Annotated in this window: 16 protein-coding genes; 9 read left to right on the top strand and 7 right to left on the bottom strand. The window is 71.6% G+C overall.

Going from position 1 to position 18,264, the window contains the following annotated elements:
- Nucleotides 1-76 precede the first annotated feature (76 nt).
- On the top strand, nt 77-1,177 hold the full coding sequence (locus tag DTB53_RS20930; protein WP_012378076.1) for a hypothetical protein: 1,101 nt from the start codon (nt 77-79) through the stop codon (nt 1,175-1,177).
- Nucleotides 1,178-1,313: 136 nt separating this feature from the next.
- On the opposite strand, the gene DTB53_RS20925 is transcribed toward DTB53_RS20930, so the two are convergent.
- On the bottom strand, nt 1,314-1,556 hold the full coding sequence (locus tag DTB53_RS20925) for a hypothetical protein (RefSeq protein WP_012378077.1): 243 nt from the start codon (nt 1,554-1,556) through the stop codon (nt 1,314-1,316).
- A gap of 14 nt (nt 1,557-1,570) precedes the next feature.
- On the opposite strand from DTB53_RS20925, the gene DTB53_RS36895 reads away from it, so the two are divergent.
- Together DTB53_RS36895 and DTB53_RS20920 are read left to right on the top strand one after the other, a co-directional pair.
- Nucleotides 1,571-1,708 carry a hypothetical protein gene (locus DTB53_RS36895; protein WP_159402388.1) on the top strand — a complete coding sequence of 46 codons (138 nt, stop codon included), beginning with the start codon at nt 1,571-1,573 and terminating at the stop codon, nt 1,706-1,708.
- Nucleotides 1,709-1,892: 184 nt separating this feature from the next.
- Nucleotides 1,893-3,350, top strand: a complete 1,458-nt coding sequence (locus tag DTB53_RS20920; protein ID WP_052295620.1) for a DHA2 family efflux MFS transporter permease subunit — start codon at nt 1,893-1,895, stop codon at nt 3,348-3,350.
- A gap of 704 nt (nt 3,351-4,054) precedes the next feature.
- Here the strand turns inward: DTB53_RS20920 and DTB53_RS20910 are convergent.
- The 4 genes from DTB53_RS20910 to DTB53_RS37470 form a co-directional block, all read right to left on the bottom strand.
- Nucleotides 4,055-4,297, bottom strand: coding sequence for a response regulator transcription factor (locus tag DTB53_RS20910; protein WP_003964689.1), 243 nt, complete (start codon nt 4,295-4,297; stop codon nt 4,055-4,057).
- Between the two features lie 146 nt (nt 4,298-4,443).
- A complete protein-coding gene (locus tag DTB53_RS20905) occupies nt 4,444-5,274 on the bottom strand; it encodes an AraC family transcriptional regulator (protein ID WP_012378079.1) in 831 nt (276 codons plus the stop codon).
- Nucleotides 5,271-6,086, bottom strand: coding sequence for a zinc-binding dehydrogenase (locus DTB53_RS20900; RefSeq protein WP_012378080.1), 816 nt, complete (start codon nt 6,084-6,086; stop codon nt 5,271-5,273). The genes DTB53_RS20905 and DTB53_RS20900 overlap by 4 nt, the downstream gene beginning before the upstream one ends.
- A gap of 253 nt (nt 6,087-6,339) precedes the next feature.
- Nucleotides 6,340-6,489 (bottom strand): hypothetical protein, encoded by a 150-nt coding sequence (locus DTB53_RS37470; RefSeq protein ID WP_236586358.1) that lies wholly within the window; start codon nt 6,487-6,489, stop codon nt 6,340-6,342.
- A gap of 544 nt (nt 6,490-7,033) precedes the next feature.
- On the opposite strand from DTB53_RS37470, the gene DTB53_RS20890 reads away from it, so the two are divergent.
- The gene (locus DTB53_RS20890) at nt 7,034-9,895 is read left to right on the top strand and encodes a 3-keto-alpha-glucoside-1,2-lyase-like domain-containing protein (protein ID WP_012378081.1); all 2,862 of its coding nucleotides are present in this window, start codon (nt 7,034-7,036) and stop codon (nt 9,893-9,895) included.
- Nucleotides 9,896-10,047: 152 nt separating this feature from the next.
- Here DTB53_RS20890 and DTB53_RS20885 read toward each other — a convergent pair whose 3' ends face one another.
- The gene (locus DTB53_RS20885) at nt 10,048-11,361 is read right to left on the bottom strand and encodes a pyroglutamyl-peptidase I (RefSeq protein WP_012378082.1); all 1,314 of its coding nucleotides are present in this window, start codon (nt 11,359-11,361) and stop codon (nt 10,048-10,050) included.
- Between the two features lie 245 nt (nt 11,362-11,606).
- Between DTB53_RS20885 and DTB53_RS20880 the strand changes: the two genes are divergently transcribed.
- The 5 genes from DTB53_RS20880 (at nt 11,607) to manD (ending at nt 16,996) form a co-directional block, all read left to right on the top strand.
- Nucleotides 11,607-12,425: a FadR/GntR family transcriptional regulator gene (locus tag DTB53_RS20880; protein WP_003964697.1), complete on the top strand. Its 819-nt coding sequence runs from the start codon at nt 11,607-11,609 to the stop codon at nt 12,423-12,425.
- A 193-nt stretch (nt 12,426-12,618) separates the two neighbouring features.
- The gene (locus DTB53_RS20875; protein ID WP_012378083.1) at nt 12,619-13,926 is read left to right on the top strand and encodes an ABC transporter substrate-binding protein; all 1,308 of its coding nucleotides are present in this window, start codon (nt 12,619-12,621) and stop codon (nt 13,924-13,926) included.
- On the top strand, nt 13,926-14,891 hold the full coding sequence (locus DTB53_RS20870) for a carbohydrate ABC transporter permease (protein WP_012378084.1): 966 nt from the start codon (nt 13,926-13,928) through the stop codon (nt 14,889-14,891). The genes DTB53_RS20875 and DTB53_RS20870 overlap by 1 nt, the downstream gene beginning before the upstream one ends.
- Nucleotides 14,888-15,733: a carbohydrate ABC transporter permease gene (locus DTB53_RS20865; RefSeq protein ID WP_012378085.1), complete on the top strand. Its 846-nt coding sequence runs from the start codon at nt 14,888-14,890 to the stop codon at nt 15,731-15,733. The genes DTB53_RS20870 and DTB53_RS20865 overlap by 4 nt, the downstream gene beginning before the upstream one ends.
- 48 nt (nt 15,734-15,781) lie before the next feature.
- Nucleotides 15,782-16,996, top strand: a complete 1,215-nt coding sequence (gene manD / locus DTB53_RS20860) for a D-mannonate dehydratase ManD (protein ID WP_012378086.1) — start codon at nt 15,782-15,784, stop codon at nt 16,994-16,996.
- A 43-nt stretch (nt 16,997-17,039) separates the two neighbouring features.
- Here the strand turns inward: manD and DTB53_RS20855 are convergent, their stop codons facing one another.
- Entirely contained in the window at nt 17,040-18,230 is a 1,191-nt protein-coding gene (locus tag DTB53_RS20855; protein ID WP_042495576.1) for a cytochrome P450, read from the bottom strand.
- Nucleotides 18,231-18,264 lie beyond the last annotated feature (34 nt).

The following is an 18,264-nucleotide window of genomic DNA, read 5'->3' as shown; positions in this document are numbered from 1 at the left end:
CCCCGGCACGGGTCGCAACACACCTGTTCGGCGGCGGATCCCTCAACTTGCGCGCCCGGTCCGCTCCCATTAATGCATGCTGACAACACTGCCCCTCCCCCACGGAACGCGCCGCGACATCCGCCGTTCCGCGGTCCGCGCCGCGCTGGCTGTCTGTACGGCCGCGGCCGTGACCGGCGCGTGCTTCACGATGGCCAGCCCGGGCGCGCGGGCCGCGGACGGTGATGTGGCCAACAGCATCCTGGCCGATCTCACCATCTCCAACGTGCCCCCGGCCGGGCTGGACGCCTTCAGCGGCACCTTCGGCACCGCCGGTTCCCCACCGAACGGCGGACTCGACAACGGAGACCTCTCCGACCCGTCCGGAGTGCTGGACTACCTGACCGTACGCGGCCAGGCGGTGGCCAGGACGAGCGCCGAACCGGAGAAGAACTGGGCCCAGGCACAGGCATCCGGCTTCACCCTGTCGCTGAACGACAGGGACTTCCTCAGCGTGGGCTCCCTGGACGCCTACACCGAGTGCATCCCCGCGCCCATCGGCCCGCTCGCCCTCGCCTACGCGCGCACCGACTCCAACACCATCGGGGTCCTGGGGCGCCAGGTGCCCACCGGAACGACGCAGTTGGAGGTCACGGGAGCGGAACTGGGCGCCGACGAGGTGAGTACGGCGACCCTCACCGTCCAGTACGAGCAGATCGAAGACCCGGCCGGCGGTGGCTACCAGCCCCAGACCTCGGCCCGGGCCGGCCTGGACATCACCATCTCCGGCAACCTGCGCGACGAGAACGGCCAGGAGCTGTACGACGGGCCTCTCGTCGACGTCGAACTCGGTCACGTCGATGTCACCTGTGCCGGAACGACATCACCGCCGGTCACCACTCCCCCGCCCACCGAAGTCCCGGTGACCGAACCGCCCATCACCATCCCGCCGGTCACCGTGCCGCCCATCACGGTGCCCCCCATCACCGTGCCGCCGGTGACCGACCCGCCCATCACCATCCCACCCGTCACGGTCCCTCCCGTCACCGTCCCGCCGGTCACGGTCCCCCCGATCACCCTGCCGCCGACCACTCCCCCGGTCACGCGGCCCCCGACGGCCACTCCCACCCCGACCCCGACCAAGCCCAGCCCCAGCCACAGCCACAAGCCGGACTACGGCTACGGGCGCGGCTACTGAGGACCTCGCGCCGGCGACCGGACGCGGCACGGCCCGGACGCCCGTGACGTCCTGGGCTTCGGCCGGGGATCCGTGGCCCACCGGCCACGTGCCCCCGGCCTGCGCGACCGCCGCGAGCACGGCCCGCGGGCGCGTGTCAGGCCCCGGACTCGGCCCGCGGGTCGGCGGGGTGCTCGTGCAGCACCGCCGGCGCCTGGGCGACCCGGAGCAGCACGGGGCGCCCGCGGTGCGGGCAGCTGAGGACGGTGTCTCCGAAGGACTTCCCCACCACGAGCCGGTCGGGCGCGCTGCCGAGCACGGGCCCCACCGCGTCGCCGTGCACTGAGGGCGCGTCAGGTCTGCGCGCGAGCGCGTGCACGTACCAGCTTCCGGACGGCACGGCCCTCAGGACGGGTGCGGCCGGCCACCGCCCTGCCCCTGGAGAACCGGGCCGCCGTCGAACGGACCGAGCGCACCGGGAAATCGGAGAGCACCCACCGTCAAGAGCTGGAGACCATCCTGGCGGGGCTGTTGGCCGGCGCGCGGCACTGACCTGCCAGGGGCCCGCACGAAGATCGCACACGATGGCCCCATCTCGCTATCATGTGTCCCAGTAAAGCATCGCGGCCAGACAGGTAAATACCTAGCCTGAAGACATGCCTCTCCTCTACCGCTGCCGAGAACCGCGCTCCTGTGACAAGTCCGCGGTGGATCCCTCGACTACGGGATGCGTGGCATGACGTCGACACTTCTTTCGCCCCGCGGCGCCAATCGCCGCGGACTGGTTCTGGTCGTGCTCTGCTTCGTCCAGTTCATGCTCATCCTGGACGACAACGTGGTGAGCGTCGCGCTCCCCAGCATCCGGGACGACCTCGGCTTCAGCTCCGCGGGCCTGGCCTGGGTGGTGAACGCGTACTTCCTCTCGTTCGGCGGGCTGCTGCTCCTGTTCGGCCGCATGGCCGACCTGCTGGGCCGACGCCGAATCTTCCTCCTCGGCGTCACGATCTTCGGCGCGGCGAGCCTCCTGTGCGGGCTCGCCCAGGAGCCCTGGCAGTTGGTCCTCGGACGGATCATCCAGGGTGCGGGCTCGGCCATGGCGAGCCCGGCGGCCCTGTCGCTGATCACGCTGCTGTACCCGAGCACCCAGGAGCGGGCCAGGGCGCTCGGCATCTGGGGCGGCATCGCCGGGCTGGGCAGCACCTTCGGCCTGGTGATCTCCGGAGCGCTGACCGGGCTCGCCTCCTGGCGCTGGATCTTCTTCATCAACCTGCCGGTGGCCCTGGTGGCGCTCGTTCTGCTCCCCCGCCTCATCGGCGAGAGCCGGGCCTCCAAGAGCACCCGCCTGGACGTACCGGGCGCCGTTCTGGGCACGCTCTCCGTGGTGGCCCTGGTGTACGGCCTCCTCCAGGCCGGTGAGTCCGGCTGGCACGATGTGACCAGTTACGGGTCCCTGATCCTCGCCGTGGTCCTGGCCGTCGTGTTCGTCGTGGTCGAGTCCCGCACGGAAGACCCGCTGGTCTCCCTGGAGTTCGTCTCCAACCGGACGCGCGCCGTCGCCAACGTCTCGACCCTGATCTTCTCCGCGGCCCTCTTCGCGATGGCCTTCCTGTTGATGATCCACCTGCAGACGGTCGTGGGCTACGGGCCGCTCAAGGCCGGGTTCGCGTACATGCCCTTCTGCGTCGCCCTCCTCGCCGGGATGTGGCTCTCCTCCCGCGTGGTGATGAAGTTCGGATTCCGCCAGAGCCTCGTGGTCTCCTTCCTGATCACCGCCGTCGGGTTCGTGATGATGTCCGGCATCGAGGCGGGCGACGACTACGTCACCGGGATCCTGCCGAGCATGCTGGTCACCAGCCTCGGCTGCGGACTGAGCCTGCCGGTGCTGAGCATCGCGGCAGTCTCCGGCACGACCGGGGAGAACGCCGGTCTCGGGTCGGCGCTCTTCAGCTCGGTGCAGCAGATCGGCGGCGCCTCCGGTGTGGCGGTGCTCGTCATGCTGGCCACCCGTCGCACGGATTCGCTGACGGAGTCGGACGGGTCCGTGCGCGCCGCCACGGAGGGATTCTCGTTCGGCATGATGGTCGCCGCGGGCTTCATCGTGGTCGGGGCGGTCTTCGTGGGCACGCTGCTGGGCAAGGTGCCGACCGGGTCCGACGAACCCCAGCCGGACACGCACGAGCCCGCACGCCCGTAGACATCGAGGGAGCCGGCCCGGTCGCGCGGTGGCGCGACCGGGCCGGCGCGCGTCGTGCACGGCATCGCGGCCGTCCCCGCACCCGGGCGGGGCCGGCCGCGATGCCGTCCTCCCCCGGTCCGAACACCGCCAAGAGGCGACGGGCCGGGGCCCGATGCGCCGGGCGCTCCAGTCCGAGCCGCCGGCGCAGCGTCTCGCCGTCCCGGGCCGCCCGCCGCAGCCCGCGCCTGTCCAGCTCGGGCTCGACCAGATCCACGAAGTCGTCCAGCGCGCCGGGCAGGTAGGGCGGAATGACGGTGAAGCCGTCGGCGGCACCCGCCTCGAACCACTCCTGAATGTGATCGGCGACCTCGGTGGCACTGGCCGCCGGTGTCGCCCTGGACGCCGTCGTCGCCGCGCAGCGCCTCGGCGAGCCCCTCCGGCCGGTCTGGAGGGTGTGGGCGATGTCGCCTACGTCCGGCCGGGCTGTGCGGGACACGGGCTCCCCCGGCCGCTTGACGGAGCATACTTTACAACATCATGTCAGAAAGTAGGGAGGGCACCTTCGCCCGGGGTGCGGGTGGAGGTGGCGTCAGTGGGGCGGCTCCGCCGCGCCGAACGTGAACAGGCGCGGCCTCCGCCCAAAGCGGCGGTCGTCGCGGTCCCGGTGTGAAGCCGACGGGCCGCGGTGCGGCGATCCCCGCGCGTACGAGGTTGGTCGCCGCCTATCGCCGCGCCGGCACCGCGCCCACAGGGGTGGCGCATTCCGGGGACATCGGGGTGCCGCCTTCCAGCAGCCATTTGGCGACAATGGCCGCTCGGCTCCGTACGCCGTACCGGTCGTAAAGGCGCTGCAGATGGGAATCAACCGTGCGAACGGACATGCCGAGATGCTTTGCTATCTCTTTGTCACGATGCCCCTTGGCAATGAGAGACAGAATCTCAATTTGCCGCGTACTGAGGTTCATTGCCCCTCCGGGATGAGCGCAAGCGGATTCACTTCAACAACATGCACTGAACGTAAACTGCGCTGCGTAGCCGGTCAAGCACTCATATTGCTCTTGCCGGTCGGGGAGCGGGCCACGAATTCCCCCGCCCGCCGGGGCCCGTGGGTTCAGTCGTCCTCGGCCTCTGCGGCGCCCGTGCCCGGGTCGAGGTGGCCCCTGAGGTAGCGCCCCGGGGAGGTGCCGAGGGTGCGCCGGAAGGCCGCGAGGAACGCGCTCGCCGTCGCGTACCCGACGGAGTGCGCGACGTGCGACACGGGACGGCCCTCGGCGAGCAGCGGCAGCGCGGCACGCAGCCGCAGATGGGTGCGCCAGCGGTCGAAGTGCATGCCGGTGTCCTGGACGAACAGCCGGGTCATGGTCCGGCGGCTCACGCCGACAGCCCGGGCGTGCGCCTCCAGGCTGCGTCCGTCCGCCGGGTCGCGCAGCAGCGCGTTCGCCACGGCGCGCACCCGGTCGTCGCTGGGGTGCGGGACGTCGAGCGGGGTGACCGGCAGGGGGGTCAGCAGGTCCAGTACGACGGCCTCGGCCCGCAGCCGCGCACCCTCCTTGAGGTCGTCCCGGTCCAGGTAGCCGATCAGCTGCGCGAGGAGCGGGTCGACCCCGACCGGCGTGGGCTCGGTCCAGTCGAGGCGGCAGCGCTCCGGGTCGAGGTAGAGACTGCACAGCACGGCGTCGTGGGTGGCGCCGGTCCGGTGGACGACGCCGGCGGGCAGCCACAGGGCGCGGTGGGGCGGCAGGACCCAGTAGTCGTCGGCCACTCCGACGCCCAGCACGCCGCTGCGGGTCCAGGCCAGTTGGTGGTGGGTGTGGCTGTGCGCGGGAAGCCACTGCCCGGGGGCCAGCGGGAAGCTGGCCACGAGGATCGCCCCGACGGAGGTGGCGGTGTCATCGCCGTCCTCCGACGAGGGCAGGTCGGTGGTGTCCCCGGCGGCGGTCAAGAGGGCCTCACTCGTCTCTGCGGTCTCCGTGCGGAACTCGGCGGGCCACGGGGCCGGTTGCCGGGCCGGGCCATCGCCGCGCGCACGGCTCCGCACCTTACCGCCCCCGTCGGCGGCGACGGCCTCCGCCGGGGGCGGGCCACGGGAGCCGCGCCCACCCCGTCGAACACGACGTCGACGCCCTGGCCCCCGGTCAGCCGGCGGACCTCGGCGGAGGTCCGGGCGGAGCTCAGTCCGTCGTAGCGGATCACTTCGTCGGCCCCGGCCCCGCGGGCAAGCTTCTCCTTCTCCTCGGTGGAGACCGTGGCGACGACCCGGGCGCCGAGGTGCTTGGCGAGCTGGACGAGCAGCAATCCGGTACCTCCCGCCGCCGCGTGGATCAGTACGCTCTCACCGGCCTTCACGGGGTAGGTGGAGTGCGTCAGGAAGTGGGCCGTGACGCCCTGGGCCAGCGCGGCGGCCGCGACGTCGGTGGGGACCGGATCGGGTACCGGAATGCCGCGTTCGGCGGGGAGGACCACCTGGCCCGCATAGCTTCCGGGGGCGTCCACCCAGGCGACCCGCTGTCCCACGGCGAGCGCGGTGACTCCCTCGCCGAGCCGTTCGACCCTTCCCGCGCCCTCCAGGCCGGGCACGAACGGCACCTCCGGGGCGGAGACGCCGGTGCGTTGGTAGATGTCCTTGAAGTTCACCCCCACCGCTTCCACGTCCACCCGGATCTCGCCGGGTCCCGGTAAGCGGACCTCGGTCGGGGAGAGTTCGAGAACCTCCGGTCCTCCGTACTCGCCCACCACTATCGCCTGCGTCGCCATGTTTCCTCCGGACGTGAGAATGACAGGGAATGGGGCACCCGATCGGGCCCCGGCACCCTGGGAGCATAACGCGGCCGGTTGATTTTTCATCGGCTCGCGGATCTCGTCGGGAAACACCGCGCGTACGCCGGATTCACTCTGCGGCTTTCTCGGGGCGCGTTCGCCGCCCAGTGCTTCCCCTGGGTCGGCACAGTCGCCCGACGCCCTTTCCAGGTCGCGGCGTTCAACCGCGCGATCGGCGGTCTTCGGAAATTCAGCGCCGGAAGCGGCAGCGGGTCCGGCAGTGCATCGCGCCCTTCCCGAAGACGAATCCGACGTCCGGGTCGATGCGGTACAGCAGGACATAGCCGGAGCAGAGGCGTTCCCGGGTGAACGCGGCGTGCGTGCCGAAACGGCCGGTCACGACGGACCTCCTTGCTCCGGCGCACCGGAAGCGTCGAGCGGATGGCCGCCGAGCCGGTCCGGGCCCCGTTCGCATGACGTGCGCCGCTCGGCGAGCCGGCCCCCGGCCGTCCGCAGCGCGTCCGGCTCGATGCGGCAGCACGGAGAAGCGTACCGAGAGACAGCGCTTCCTGCCCGGGTCACTTCGGGATCCGGGGTCGGTCTCACCGCCTACTCCTGGTCACCCGTGCACTGCCACAGCCGATGCATCCCGACGAGGCGCTCCCGGCGCGGCGGAATCCGAGCCCCTCCGGCGCCCGACCGTGCATCATTTTCCAACGATAGAGAGAAAGCGCTTACCGTCCTGTTGCCTTTTCCGTGAGCGCTGCCCTTCACTGGTGTGCGGCAGCCCGTCAGCCACCGACCGCCGGCTGCCTCGGCCCCCAAGGAGGCAGGCCCATGCGGCGCTTGGCCGTACTCGTCTCAGCCGTGGTCCTCTCCACCCTCGTCCAGGGTCGGGCCGACGCCCAGCCCCCGACATACCGCCGCAGCAACCGGGTGTGACCATGCGGGTCTTCGACGTGCAGATGGCCCTGGAGGACTTCTGCACGCTCAAGCCCGGACAGACGCCGAACGTCGACGAGTTGAAGCCGACCATCGACTGGACCACCGCCGATGACTTCGGGCTGAGCGGCAAGTTCGTCACGGAGGTCACCGCGTACCTGAAGGTCGAGTCGGCCGGGACGTACGACTTCCGCATCACCAGCGACGACGGATCCCGGCTGATCATCGACGGCACGGAGATCATCGACAACGGGGGCAAGCACGGCGCCCAGCCCAAGGAGGGCTCGGCCGAGCTGACCGAGGGCCAGCACGCGCTGCGCATCGACCACTGGGACGGCGAGTACGACCAGCGCCTCCTGCTGGAGTGGCGGCCACCCGGATCGGACGCGTACACCGTCGTGCCCACCTCGGTGCTGAGCACCGACGCCGACGTCACCCGGGTCACCTCCCCGGGCCGCAAGCTGTGCGAGGGCATCGACGAGTCACCGGGCGACAGCCTGCCGCTGGCCGGGGTGCACCCCGACTACACACTCACCGACCTGCGTCCCGACGGCTTCGAACCGCAGGTCACCGGCATGGACTGGCTGCCGGACGGCCGGCTGGCCGTCAGCACCTGGGGCGGCAGCCGGGAGAGCGAGCTCGGGCAGGTGTATCTGCTCGACAACGTCACCGGGAACACCGACCCGTCGAAGGTGACCAAGAAGCTGGTCGCCGAGAACCTGCTGGAGCCGATGGGCCTCACGTACGTCGACGGCACGATCTACGTCTCCGAGAAGGACGGCCTGACCACCCTGGTCGACGAGGACGGTGACGAGGTCACCGACGAGTACCGCCGGATCGCGACCTGGCCGTTCGGCGGCAACTACCACGAGTTCGCGTTCGGGCTGCTGTACGAGAAGGGGCACTTCTACGTCAGCACGGGCATCGCCATGGTTCCCGGGGGCGCGACCCAGGACCCGCAGAACGTGCCCAACCGCGGCTCCACCCTCAAGATCGACAAGAAGACCGGCAAGGTGTCGTACGTGGCTGGGGGCCTGCGCACCCCGAACGGCCTCGGCCGGGGACCGGAGGGCGAGATCTTCGCCACCGACAACCAGGGCGCGTACGTGCCGACGTCGAAGCTGGTCCGGATCGAGCAGGGCGCCTTCTACAACCACCACACCAACCCGGACGGCGTCTACGACGACCGGCCGGTGACCGAGCCCGTCCTCTGGCTGCCGCACGGCGAGATCTCCAACTCGCCGAGCAACCCCCTCCTCCTGCCCGAAGGCCCCTTCGCCGGGCAGATGGTCTTCGGCGACGTGACCTACGGCGGCCTCCAGCGGGCCTACCTGGAGAAGGTCGGCGGTGAGTACCAGGGCGCGGTGTTCCGGATGACGCAGGGCCTGGAGGCCGGGGTCAACCGGATCAGTCTCGGCCCGGACGGGGCGATCTACGCCGGCGGCATCGGCGACGCGGGGAACTGGGGCCAGGAGGGCAAGCTCAAGTTCGGCCTCCAGAAGCTCACGCTCACCGGCGACGAGGCCTTCGACATGCGCGCCATGCGGGCGGTGGACGGCGGCTTCGCGATCGAGTACACGCAGCCGCTCTCCGCGGAGACCGCCGAGGACCTGGCCTCCACGTACGAGGTCCAGCAGTGGCGTTACGTGGCCACCCCGCGCTACGGCGGCCCGAAGGTCGGCGAGGAGACCCTCGACGTCACCTCGGCGACGCTCTCCAAGGACCGTAGGACCGTGACGCTGACCATGGACGGTCTGCGCCCCGGCCACGTGGTGCACGTCCGGTCCCCGCGCCCCTTCGCCGCGGAGTCCGGGGCGGAACTGTGGAGCACCGAGGCCTGGTACAGCCTGAACACCCTGCCCGACGGGTCGAAGGCGCCGCCGGTGTACGAGGCGGAGTCAGCGTCCCTGTCCGGCGGCACCAAGTTCAACGACAACCACTCCGGCTACTCCGGCAGCGGCTTCGTCGACAACAACTGGGAGCCGGGTTCCCGCACCACCTTCGCCGTACGGGCCGGCAAGAAGGGGAAGCACGACCTGGCGCTCCGCTACGCCAACGGCCAGAACGCCGACCCCCAGCCCACTCCCCGGTCGATGACCCTGTACGTCAACGGCGAGCGGTGGAAGCAGATCTGGCTGAACTCCACCGTCGCCTGGAACACATGGGCGACCCACACCGAATCGGTGCCGCTGCGCAAGGGCGCGAACACGATCACGTACGCCTACGAACCCGAGGACGACGGCCATGTGAACCTCGACAACCTCACCGTCACCCCGACGAAGCGCACCACCCTCTTCGACGGCACGGACCTCGACGCCTGGGAGTCGAACGACGGCGGCCCGGCGAAGTGGCCGGTGGCGAACGGGTCCATGGAGTCCCTGGGCGGCGACATCCGTACGAAGGAGCGGTACGGCGACTTCCGGATGCACGCCGAGTGGTACCAGCCCCACTACCCGCCGGACGTCACCGGACAGGCCCGGGGGAACAGCGGGGTCTACATCCAGGAACGGTACGAACTCCAGATCCTGGAGTCCTTCGGGATCGACGCACCGGCCGACAACGACGCCGGTTCGATCTACCTGCGCAAGGCCCCCGACGTCAACGCGGCCACAGCACCCGGCACTTGGCAGACCTACGACATCGAGTTCCGGGCGGCACGCTTCGACGGGGACGGCACGAAGGTCGAGGACGCACGGGTGACCCTCCGGTGGAACGGCAGGACGGTCCACCGAGACGTCGCCATCCCGGGGCCGACCGGTGCGGGCCGCCCCGAGGGCCCCGCACCCGGCCACATCAGGCTGCAGGACCACGGGGACCCCGGTGAGAATCCGAGATTCCGCGACATCTGGATCGAACGGCTCTGACATCCGGACCGGGGTGCCCGTGGTGCGGTCGAAACCGTAGGGTCCGGCGGCGCGGGAAGGGCGGGCGGCGATCGCCCGGTGGGGCGGGCCCGCCCTCCGACTGCCGGCGACGCCGCGGGCCCCGCCCGGCAGGCGGCAGTTTGACGACAGCCCTATGGGGCGTCCCGCGATTCCCGGCGGGACAGCCCCTGGCCTCGCGGGGGCGTGTTCGCCGCCGCCGTCCTCACCAGCTCCCTCACCTGGCCGACGATGTCCGCCCGGTTGCGCTCGAAGTCCGGGTCGGTGACCGTGCCGGTCCGCGGGTCCGTGTTCTCCGCGCCGAACTGGAGCACCGGGGTGTGGAGATGACCGCCGGCCAGGTCGGGCAGCCCCAGCCGGTCGCGCAGCAGGGTGGCCCGGTAGGCGATCTCGTTGGAGAGGTAGTCGCCGCCGCCACCGGCCCGCGCCGCCGAGCCGGGCGTGGGTCCGTCCGGCCTGGTCACCGGTTGCGTGCCACCCGCCGGGATCTCGGTGACCTGGGTGTTGTCGTACACCGGGAAGCGGCCCGAGTCCGCCGCGGTGAGCTGCCGGTAGGGGAGCGTGGTCGTCGTCCACTGCGGCTGGGAGCCGGGGTCGTCGACGGGCACGGTCCCGGTGCTCGCCGTGTTCTCGTTGTCGGGGAAGCCACCGCGCCAGGCGCCGTTGGTGCGCTCCACGTCGAAGCGCCCCTGGCGGCCCTGGCTGACGGTGGTGAACAGGTCCAGGCGGGGCAGCTGCCGGGCGAGGACCCGCTCCACCTCTCCCTCCGCGAAGTCCGCCCATCGCACCGGGAAGACGACCGTCTCGATCCGGGCCGGCCCGTCGGCGGTCCGCACCAGGGTGCCGTCCAGGGCGAGCGCGCTCGCGCCCGAGGGGTTGCCGATCCGGACGTCCCTGTCCAGGGTGAACGGGTCGAAGCCGGTGACGAGGACCCGCTTCACCCGGTGCCCCGGGAAGCGGATGTCGTCCTGGCCGCGCGAGGAGGTCTCCAGGGCGGTGTGCAGGGCCGTGCGCTGCTGGTCGCTCAGCTCGAACCGGGGTGTCCACGCGCGCAGTTCGGTGCTGAGCGCGAGGCGGGCCCAGTACAGCGGGCGGTCGTCGCCCCGGCTCAGGTCGCCGGTGGCGGGCCCCCGGCCCTGGGCGCGGTCCACGGCGCGCCGCCACAGCGCCGAGGCGTGGCGGGTCACCGTCCGCTCGGCCTGCGCGTAGTCGCCGGAGCCCCGCAGGGCACGCTCGAAGCGCGGGGCGAGGGAGTCGAATCCGCTGCGGCGCAGGATCTCCCGCGGTGCGGTCCGTTCGAGGCGCTGCTCCTCGACCGTCGTCGCCGTGGGGGCGCCCGCGGTGTCCGCCGGGGACGCGGCGGCGGGCAGGGCGGAGCCCGCGAGGACGAGCAGGAGCGCAACGCCGCCGAGGCCGAGCCGGGTGGTGGCGGAGGGTGAGGGGGTCACGTGGGTCCTTTCGGGTCGACGGCTCGTCGCAGTATCGCGGCACCGCCGGAGGCGGGGCCAGAGGGCGAGAGCGGTGCGAGCTCGGCGCGAAGGGGACGGATCGCGCCGAACCCACGCGATGTGTCGGCCCGGTGTCCGGCGGTGCGCGGGGCCCGTTCCGGCCTCCGGCCAACGCGCCGCCCCCTCGCCCCCGGGGCGGTGCCGGAGAGGCCCGCGCGGCCCCGACCGGCCTGTACGCTGCGATCATGCAGCCGTCCGCCTCCTCCTCCCCGTCGGGGTCCGCGCGGCCGGGTCCGGTCGCGGACCCCGCCCGGCGCGGGCTCCTGACGGAGCGCATCGCCCGTGAGCTGGAGCACGACATCCGCTCCGGTCAGATCGCCGTCGGGACCAAGCTCCCCTCCGAACGGGAGCTCGCCGCCCAGTTCGGCGCCAGCAGGAACGTCGTGCGCGAGGTGCTGCGGCGGCTGGAGGCCCAGCATCTGATCGAAGTGGCTCCGGGGCGTGGCTCCTTCGTCCGCGAGCAGTCGTCCGGGCAGGCCCGGGGGTACGACGCGCTGTACCGGGCGGGCCGGCCCACGGTCCGGCAGCTCATCGAGGCCCGGATCCCGCTGGAGGTCGAGATGGTCCGGCTGGCGACGGAGCGGGCCACGGACGAGGACATCACGGCGATGCGGGTCGCCCGGGACGCCCTGGAGTCGGCGACGGATGTCGTGGTGAAGGCCCAGGCGGACATGGACTTCCACGAAGCCATCGCGGTGGCCAGCAAGAACCCGGTGCTGCGGATCATGCTGTCGTCGATCGGCGGGATGATGTTCGAGATGATGCTCCGCTCGAACTCCGATCCGTCGATCGGGGAACCCGGGGTACCGCACCACCCGGAGATCTTCGAGGCGGTCGAGGCACGGGACGTGGAGCTGGCCTGCGCGCGGATGCGGGAGCACCTGATGCTGGGCCTGCGGACGTACGGGCCCGATCTCGACGTCCAGGTCGACACGATGGCGCGCAACCACATCGAGACGCTGCTCGGGCAGACCGAGGGCCGCCGGACCGCTTCGGGGCGGTAGCCCCCGCCCATCGGGCCGGGGCGGAATTCGCCCGTCCGGTCCGTGGGATCTTCGCTTCGAGGTCTGGTCGGAGAGGTTTCCCTGCTGTTACGGTCCCGCGTAGACCAACTGGTCCTACCAGTTGGACCAGGTTGGACCAGCCCCGTTCCCGGGGTCGGCCGGAAACACGTACCGCAGAGAAACGAGGACGAGGATGTCCACGAGCAGCCGACCCCTGAGCCGGCGCGCCTTCGGCAGGCTCGCCGCGTCGGCCGCCGGGGCGGGAGTGCTGAGCGCCTGTTCGGGCGGGAGCGGCAGGCCCTCGGCCGACGCGCCGTTGCGGATCATGGCGATCAACCACGTCTGGTCCCAGGCGGTCGAGCGCCGCGTCACGGAGTTCGAGGAGCGGATCGGGCGGCGGGTCTCGATGACGCTGCTCACCGCCGACCAGCTCGCCGGGAGCTACAACGTCAAGCTCAACGCGTCGGGCACGGACGTGGACGTGATGATGGTCCGCGCGCTCCAGGAGCAGTTGCTGTTCGGCCACAACGGCTGGCTCGCCGATCTCAGCGACCGGGTCGCGGACCAGCAGTTCGCCTGGGACGACTTCCAGGACGCACCGCGCGAGGCGTCGGTCACGGCCGGGAAGGTGCTGAGCGTCCCGGTGGTGACCGAACGCCCCGCCCTCTACTACCGCAAGGACCTGGTGGAGGAACTGGGCGGGCCGCCGCGCACCCTGGCGGCCCTGATGGAGGGCGCACGGGAGCTGACCCGGCGGAAGGAGGGCTTCTACGGTTACGTCGGACGGGGGCAGCGCAGCGGCGCGGTGTCCCAGTGGTCGAGCTTCCTCTACTCGCACGGCGGTGACTTCGTCGTGGACGGGAAGTCGGGGATCGGCAGCCCCGAGGCGACAGCCGCCTACGAGTACTACGGCCGGCTGCTGGCCGGCTCCGGGCCGCCCGGGGCCACCAACATGAGCCTGGAACAGGCCATGCCGATCTTCGCGCAGGGCAAGGCCGCCTTCTTCGTCGACGCCGACGCGGTCTACAGCAACTTCCTCGATCCGAAGGTATCGCGGGTGCGCGAGACCGTGGGCTTCGCGCCCTTCCCGGCCGGTCCGGCCGGGGCGAAGCCGCACAACATCCCGTCCTGGAGCCTCGGCATCAACGCCTTCTCCCGACTGCGCGACGAGGCCTGGGAGTTCATCCGGTGGGCCGCCGGTCCCGAGATGTCGGCCGCGCTCCAGCAGGAGGGCATACCCGGCGCCCGTTCCTCCGTGTGGTCCGACCCGAAGACCCTGTCCGCCTTCCCGCCGGAGCTGGCCGAAGCCATGCGGATCAACGCGGAGCGGGGCGTTGGCCACGACCGGCCGCGCGTCCTCCAGGTCGGCCGGGCCCGGGACATCGTCGGCCGCCCGCTGGTCGCGGGCATCCTCGGTCAGTCCGTGCGGCCGGTCGTGCGTGACGCGGACGCGGAGTTCGCCGATTTCCTCGTCCGCGACAACCGCCACAAGGAGTCCTGATGCCCGCCACCCGGACCACCGGGACCGCCGGAGCCGCCCGCACGCCGAGCCCCGCACGGCCCGCCACCGGACGCCGGCGGCGGACCTTCGAGCAGGCCAACCGGCGGCTCAAGTGGGCGATGCTCACCCCGGCGGTGGTCTTCGTCGGCCTGATGATCGTCTTCCCGCTGGTCTTCACGCTCGACCTCAGCCTCACCGACGCCTTCGGGGCGGTGAACGCCGACAGCTCCCCCATCGGTCTGCGCAACTTCGGCGACGCCCTGGGCGACACCCGCAGGTTCTGGCCCGCCGCCCGCCGCACCCTGGTGTTCACGGTGGGCGCGGTGGTGCTGGAGACCGTGCTCGGGCTCGCCCTGGCGATGCTGATGCGCAAGCCGTTCACGGGGATGCGGTGGGTAAGGACCGTGCTCATCATCCCGCTGCTGGCCACGCCCGTCGCGATCGGCATCCTGTGGCTGCTGATCCTCGACCCCACCAACGGCATCGCCAACCATCTGCTGGAAGCGGTCGGCGTACCCCGGCAGGAGTTCCTCGGCTCGGTCGGCCAGTCGCTGCCGACGCTGATGCTCGTCGACGTGTGGCAGTGGACGCCGATGATGACGTTGCTGCTCCTCGCCGGGCTGGCCACGCTGCCCGAGGAACCGGAGGAGGCCGCCCTGGTCGACGGGGCGAACGCCTGGCAGCGCTTCCGGTACGTCGTGCTGCCGATGCTGGGGCCGACGCTCGCCACCGCCCTGGTGCTGCGCGCGGTCGACGCGCTGAAGACGTTCGACATCCTCTACGCGACCAAGGGCGCGGGCGGGGGTTCCGACTTCGAGGTGGAGACCCTCAACGTCTACGCCTACGGGCTCACCTTCGACTACCAGGAGTACGGGTCGGCCGCGGCCGTCCTGGTCCTGTTCACCCTGTTCATCATCGGTGTCGTGGTGCTGCTGCGCCGCCGGGGCGGAAGGAAGAACGCATGAGTGCCACCCTCTCCCCCGCGCGGCCCCGGCGCGGGCGGCCCTACGGTTCCTGGCTGCGCGGTATCGCCATCACCGCCGTGACGCTCGTCTTCGCGCTGCCGCTCGTGTGGATGTTCGCGGCGGCCTTCAAGACCAACGTCCAGGTCACGGACCCCTCGGTCGGGCTGTGGTTCACCCCGACGCTGGACAACTTCCGCGCGGTCGTCGAGGCCGGGCAGATCGTGCGGTCGATGGGCAACTCCCTGCTGGTGGGGGTGGTTTCGACGGTGCTCTCGGCCGTGATCGCCGTCCCGGCCGCCTGGGCGGTGGGCCGGTTCTCCCTGCACCGCACCGGCTCCGTGATCCTCGTCGCGCGCATCGTCCCGGCGATCTCGCTGCTCGTGCCCTGGTACTACCTGTTCGCGCGGATGGGCCTGGTCGGCTCCTACACGGTGCTGATCCTCAGCCATATGTTCGTCTCGGTGCCGCTGATCATGTGGATCATGATCAGCTTCTTCGCGGGGCTGCCCGTCGAGCTGGAGGAGGCCGCCCGCACCGACGGCCTGAGCGCGTTCGGCGCGTTCTGGCGTATCTCGCTGCCGCTCGCGGCCCCCGGAACGGCGACCGCGTCGCTGCTGGCCTTCGTCTTCAGCTGGAACAACTTCATGTTCGCGCTGGTCTTCTCCGACGACCGGACACAGACCGTTCCGGTCACCCTGTTCAACTTCATCTCCTACGCGAGCACGGACTGGGGCGGCCTGATGGCCGCCGCCTCCCTCATCACCGTGCCGGTCGTCCTCGCCGCCGTCCTCGGCCAGAAGTACCTGGTGGCCGGGCTGACGTCCGGCGCCAGCAAGGGCTGAACCCCACTCCCCGACATCCGACCCCACCTGCGGAAAGAGCACACGCGCATGAAGATCGTCGACGCGAAGGTCGTCGTCACGAGCCCCGGCCGCAACTTCGTCACCCTGAAGCTGACGACCGACGAGGGGCTCACCGGCCTCGGCGACGCCACCCTCAACGGGCGGGAGCTGGCCGTCGTCAGCTATCTCGCCGACCATGTCGTCCCGCTGCTGATCGGGCTCGACCCGCACCGCGTCGAGGACACCTGGCAGTCGCTGTACCGGGGCGCCTACTGGCGGCGCGGCCCGGTGACGATGGCCGCCATCGCCGCCGTGGACGTGGCGCTGTGGGACATCAAGGCGAAGGCCGCGGGGCTGCCGCTGTACCAGCTGCTGGGCGGTGCGAGCCGGGAGCGCGTCGGGACGTACGGCCATGCGGGGGGCCGGGACATACCCGAGCTGCTCGACTCCGTACGGGCCCGGCTCGCCGAGGGCTACCCGGCCGTCCGCGTCCAGTCCGGCATCCCCGGCCTCAAGGCCGTGTACGGGGTCGTGGACACCGACGACACCGGCGCGCCGGTCCTCCACCAGCAGGCCCGCCCCCTGGTCGAGGACTGGGACACCGCCGCGTATCTGCGCCATGTGCCGGCCGTCTTCGAGGCGGTGCGCGCGGAGTTCGGCGCCGAACTGCCCCTGCTCCACGACGTCCACCACCGGCTCACCCCGATCCAGGCCGCCCGGCTCGGCAAGGACCTGGAGCCCTACCGGCCGTTCTGGCTGGAGGACTGCACCCCGGCCGAGAACCAGGAGGCGCTGCGCCTGGTGCGCCGCTCCACCACCACACCGCTGGCCGTCGGCGAGGTGTTCAACACGGTGTACGACTACCAGGCGCTGATCACCGAGCAGTTGATCGACTACGTGCGCTCGGCGGTGACCCACTTCGGCGGGGTCACCCCGCTGCGCAAGCTGTTCGACTTCGCCGCGCAGTACCAGATCAGGAGCGCGATCCACGGCCCCGAGGACATCTCCCCGGTCGGGATGGCCGCCGCCGTCCATCTGGACCTCGCCGTGCACAACTTCGGCATCCAGGAGTACTCCGGCCACACCCCGCTCACCGAGGCGGTGTTCCGGCACGCGTACACCTTCACCGACGGCCATCTGCACCCGGGCGAGACGCCCGGTATCGGGGTCGAGCTGGACGAGGAGCTGGCCGCCGCCCACCCGTACGAGGCCGCGTACCTGCCGGTCAACCGGCTCCACGACGGAACCGTCCACGACTGGTGACCCCCGGTGCGGGGCCCGGTGAGCGCCGGGCCCCGCACCGGTCCTACCACCTGACGCCGAGCCGCCGCGGGCTGCGGGAGGTCGTCCCGGTCCGCCACACGACCGCGTCGACGGGGTCGGCCAGGCGCAGTTCCGGGAAGCGGGCGGCCAGGCGGTGCAGGGCGAGCTGGAGCTCCGTGCGGGCCAGCCAGGCGCCGAGGCAGTAGTGGGGGCCGGCGCCGAAGGAGAGCGTCGGGGCCTCCAGCGGGGCGAACAGGTCGTACAGGGTGGCGGGCGGGAAGACCTCCGGGTCGCGGTTGGCCATGCCGCAGTCGGCGATCACGATCGCGCCCGCCGGGATCCTCACGCCCGAGACCTCGACGTCCTCGGCGGCGTGGCGGGTGCTGCCCCGGTCGTCGCCCAGCGGGACGAGGTGGACGAGGCGCTCCACGAGGAGCCCGGCGGCCTCCTCGTCGGCGCCGAGGCGGGGCCAGGTCTCGCGGCGTTCGCCCAGCAGGTAGAGCAGCGCGTTGCCGAGCATGGTCATCGTGCTGTCGTGGCCGCCGACGACCAGCCCGCACACGAGGCTGACCAACTGCGCCTCGGGAACGCCGCCTTCCTCGTCGGCCGCCGTGACGAGCCCGCTGACCAGGTCCTCGCCCGGGGTGCTGCGCCGCTCCGCGAGCAGGTGCGCGCCGAACGCGCTGAACTCCTTGAGGGCCGCCGCGACCTGTTCGCGCTCGTGGGTGCCGTCGGAGAAGGCGTGTTCGCTCCAGTACCGCATCCGGTCCCACACGGACTCGTCGAGCCCCATGAGGCGGCTGATCACCGCCACCGGAAGCGGGAGGGCGAACTCCGCCACCACGTCGGCCGGTTGCGGCCGGGACTCCAGCCGGTCGAGGATCCCCTCCACCGTCGCGGCGATCCACGGCCGCCAGCGGGCGACGGCCCGCGGGGTGAACGCGCGCCTCAGGGTGCGGCGCAGCCGCAGGTGGTCGGAGCCGTCCTGGTTGAACATCAGGTCGGGGTTGTTCACGAGGTCGGGTACGCCGGAGAGGGCGGGCGCCTCGGGGGCGTACAGCCGCGCCCGGCCGAACCGGGGGTCCGAGAGCACCTGGCGGACGTCCGCGTACCGGCTGACCAGCCAGGCCGGGTCGCCTCCCGGGAGCTCGGCGGGACGGGGCGGCCCCGGTTCCTCGAAGAACAGCCGGTGCATCGGCACCGGGGCCGGACGCGTGGGGTCGGTCGTGGTCAACGTGCCTCCTGGGCAGCACCGTCGGATCGAACGG

Source organism: Streptomyces griseus, from assembly GCF_900460065.1.
Classification (GTDB): Bacteria; Actinomycetota; Actinomycetes; order Streptomycetales; family Streptomycetaceae; genus Streptomyces; species Streptomyces griseus.
This window is presented reverse-complemented; position numbering and strand designations above follow the sequence as displayed.

Bases quoted from the DNA above. Each gene is read 5' to 3' on its own strand.
- DTB53_RS20865 (WP_012378085.1), top strand. From the start codon at position 14,888: ATGAGTGCCACCCTCTCCCCCGCGCGGCCCCGGCGCGGGCGGCCCTAC.
- manD (WP_012378086.1), top strand. From the start codon at position 15,782: ATGAAGATCGTCGACGCGAAGGTCGTCGTCACGAGCCCCGGCCGCAAC.
- DTB53_RS20875 (WP_012378083.1), top strand. From the start codon at position 12,619: ATGTCCACGAGCAGCCGACCCCTGAGCCGGCGCGCCTTCGGCAGGCTC.
- DTB53_RS20910 (WP_003964689.1), bottom strand. From the start codon at position 4,297: ATGAACCTCAGTACGCGGCAAATTGAGATTCTGTCTCTCATTGCCAAG.
- DTB53_RS20900 (WP_012378080.1), bottom strand. From the start codon at position 6,086: ATGGCGACGCAGGCGATAGTGGTGGGCGAGTACGGAGGACCGGAGGTT.
- DTB53_RS20930 (WP_012378076.1), top strand. From the start codon at position 77: ATGCTGACAACACTGCCCCTCCCCCACGGAACGCGCCGCGACATCCGC.
- DTB53_RS20890 (WP_012378081.1), top strand. From the start codon at position 7,034: ATGCGGGTCTTCGACGTGCAGATGGCCCTGGAGGACTTCTGCACGCTC.
- DTB53_RS20880 (WP_003964697.1), top strand. From the start codon at position 11,607: ATGCAGCCGTCCGCCTCCTCCTCCCCGTCGGGGTCCGCGCGGCCGGGT.
- DTB53_RS20920 (WP_052295620.1), top strand. From the start codon at position 1,893: ATGACGTCGACACTTCTTTCGCCCCGCGGCGCCAATCGCCGCGGACTG.
- DTB53_RS20870 (WP_012378084.1), top strand. From the start codon at position 13,926: ATGCCCGCCACCCGGACCACCGGGACCGCCGGAGCCGCCCGCACGCCG.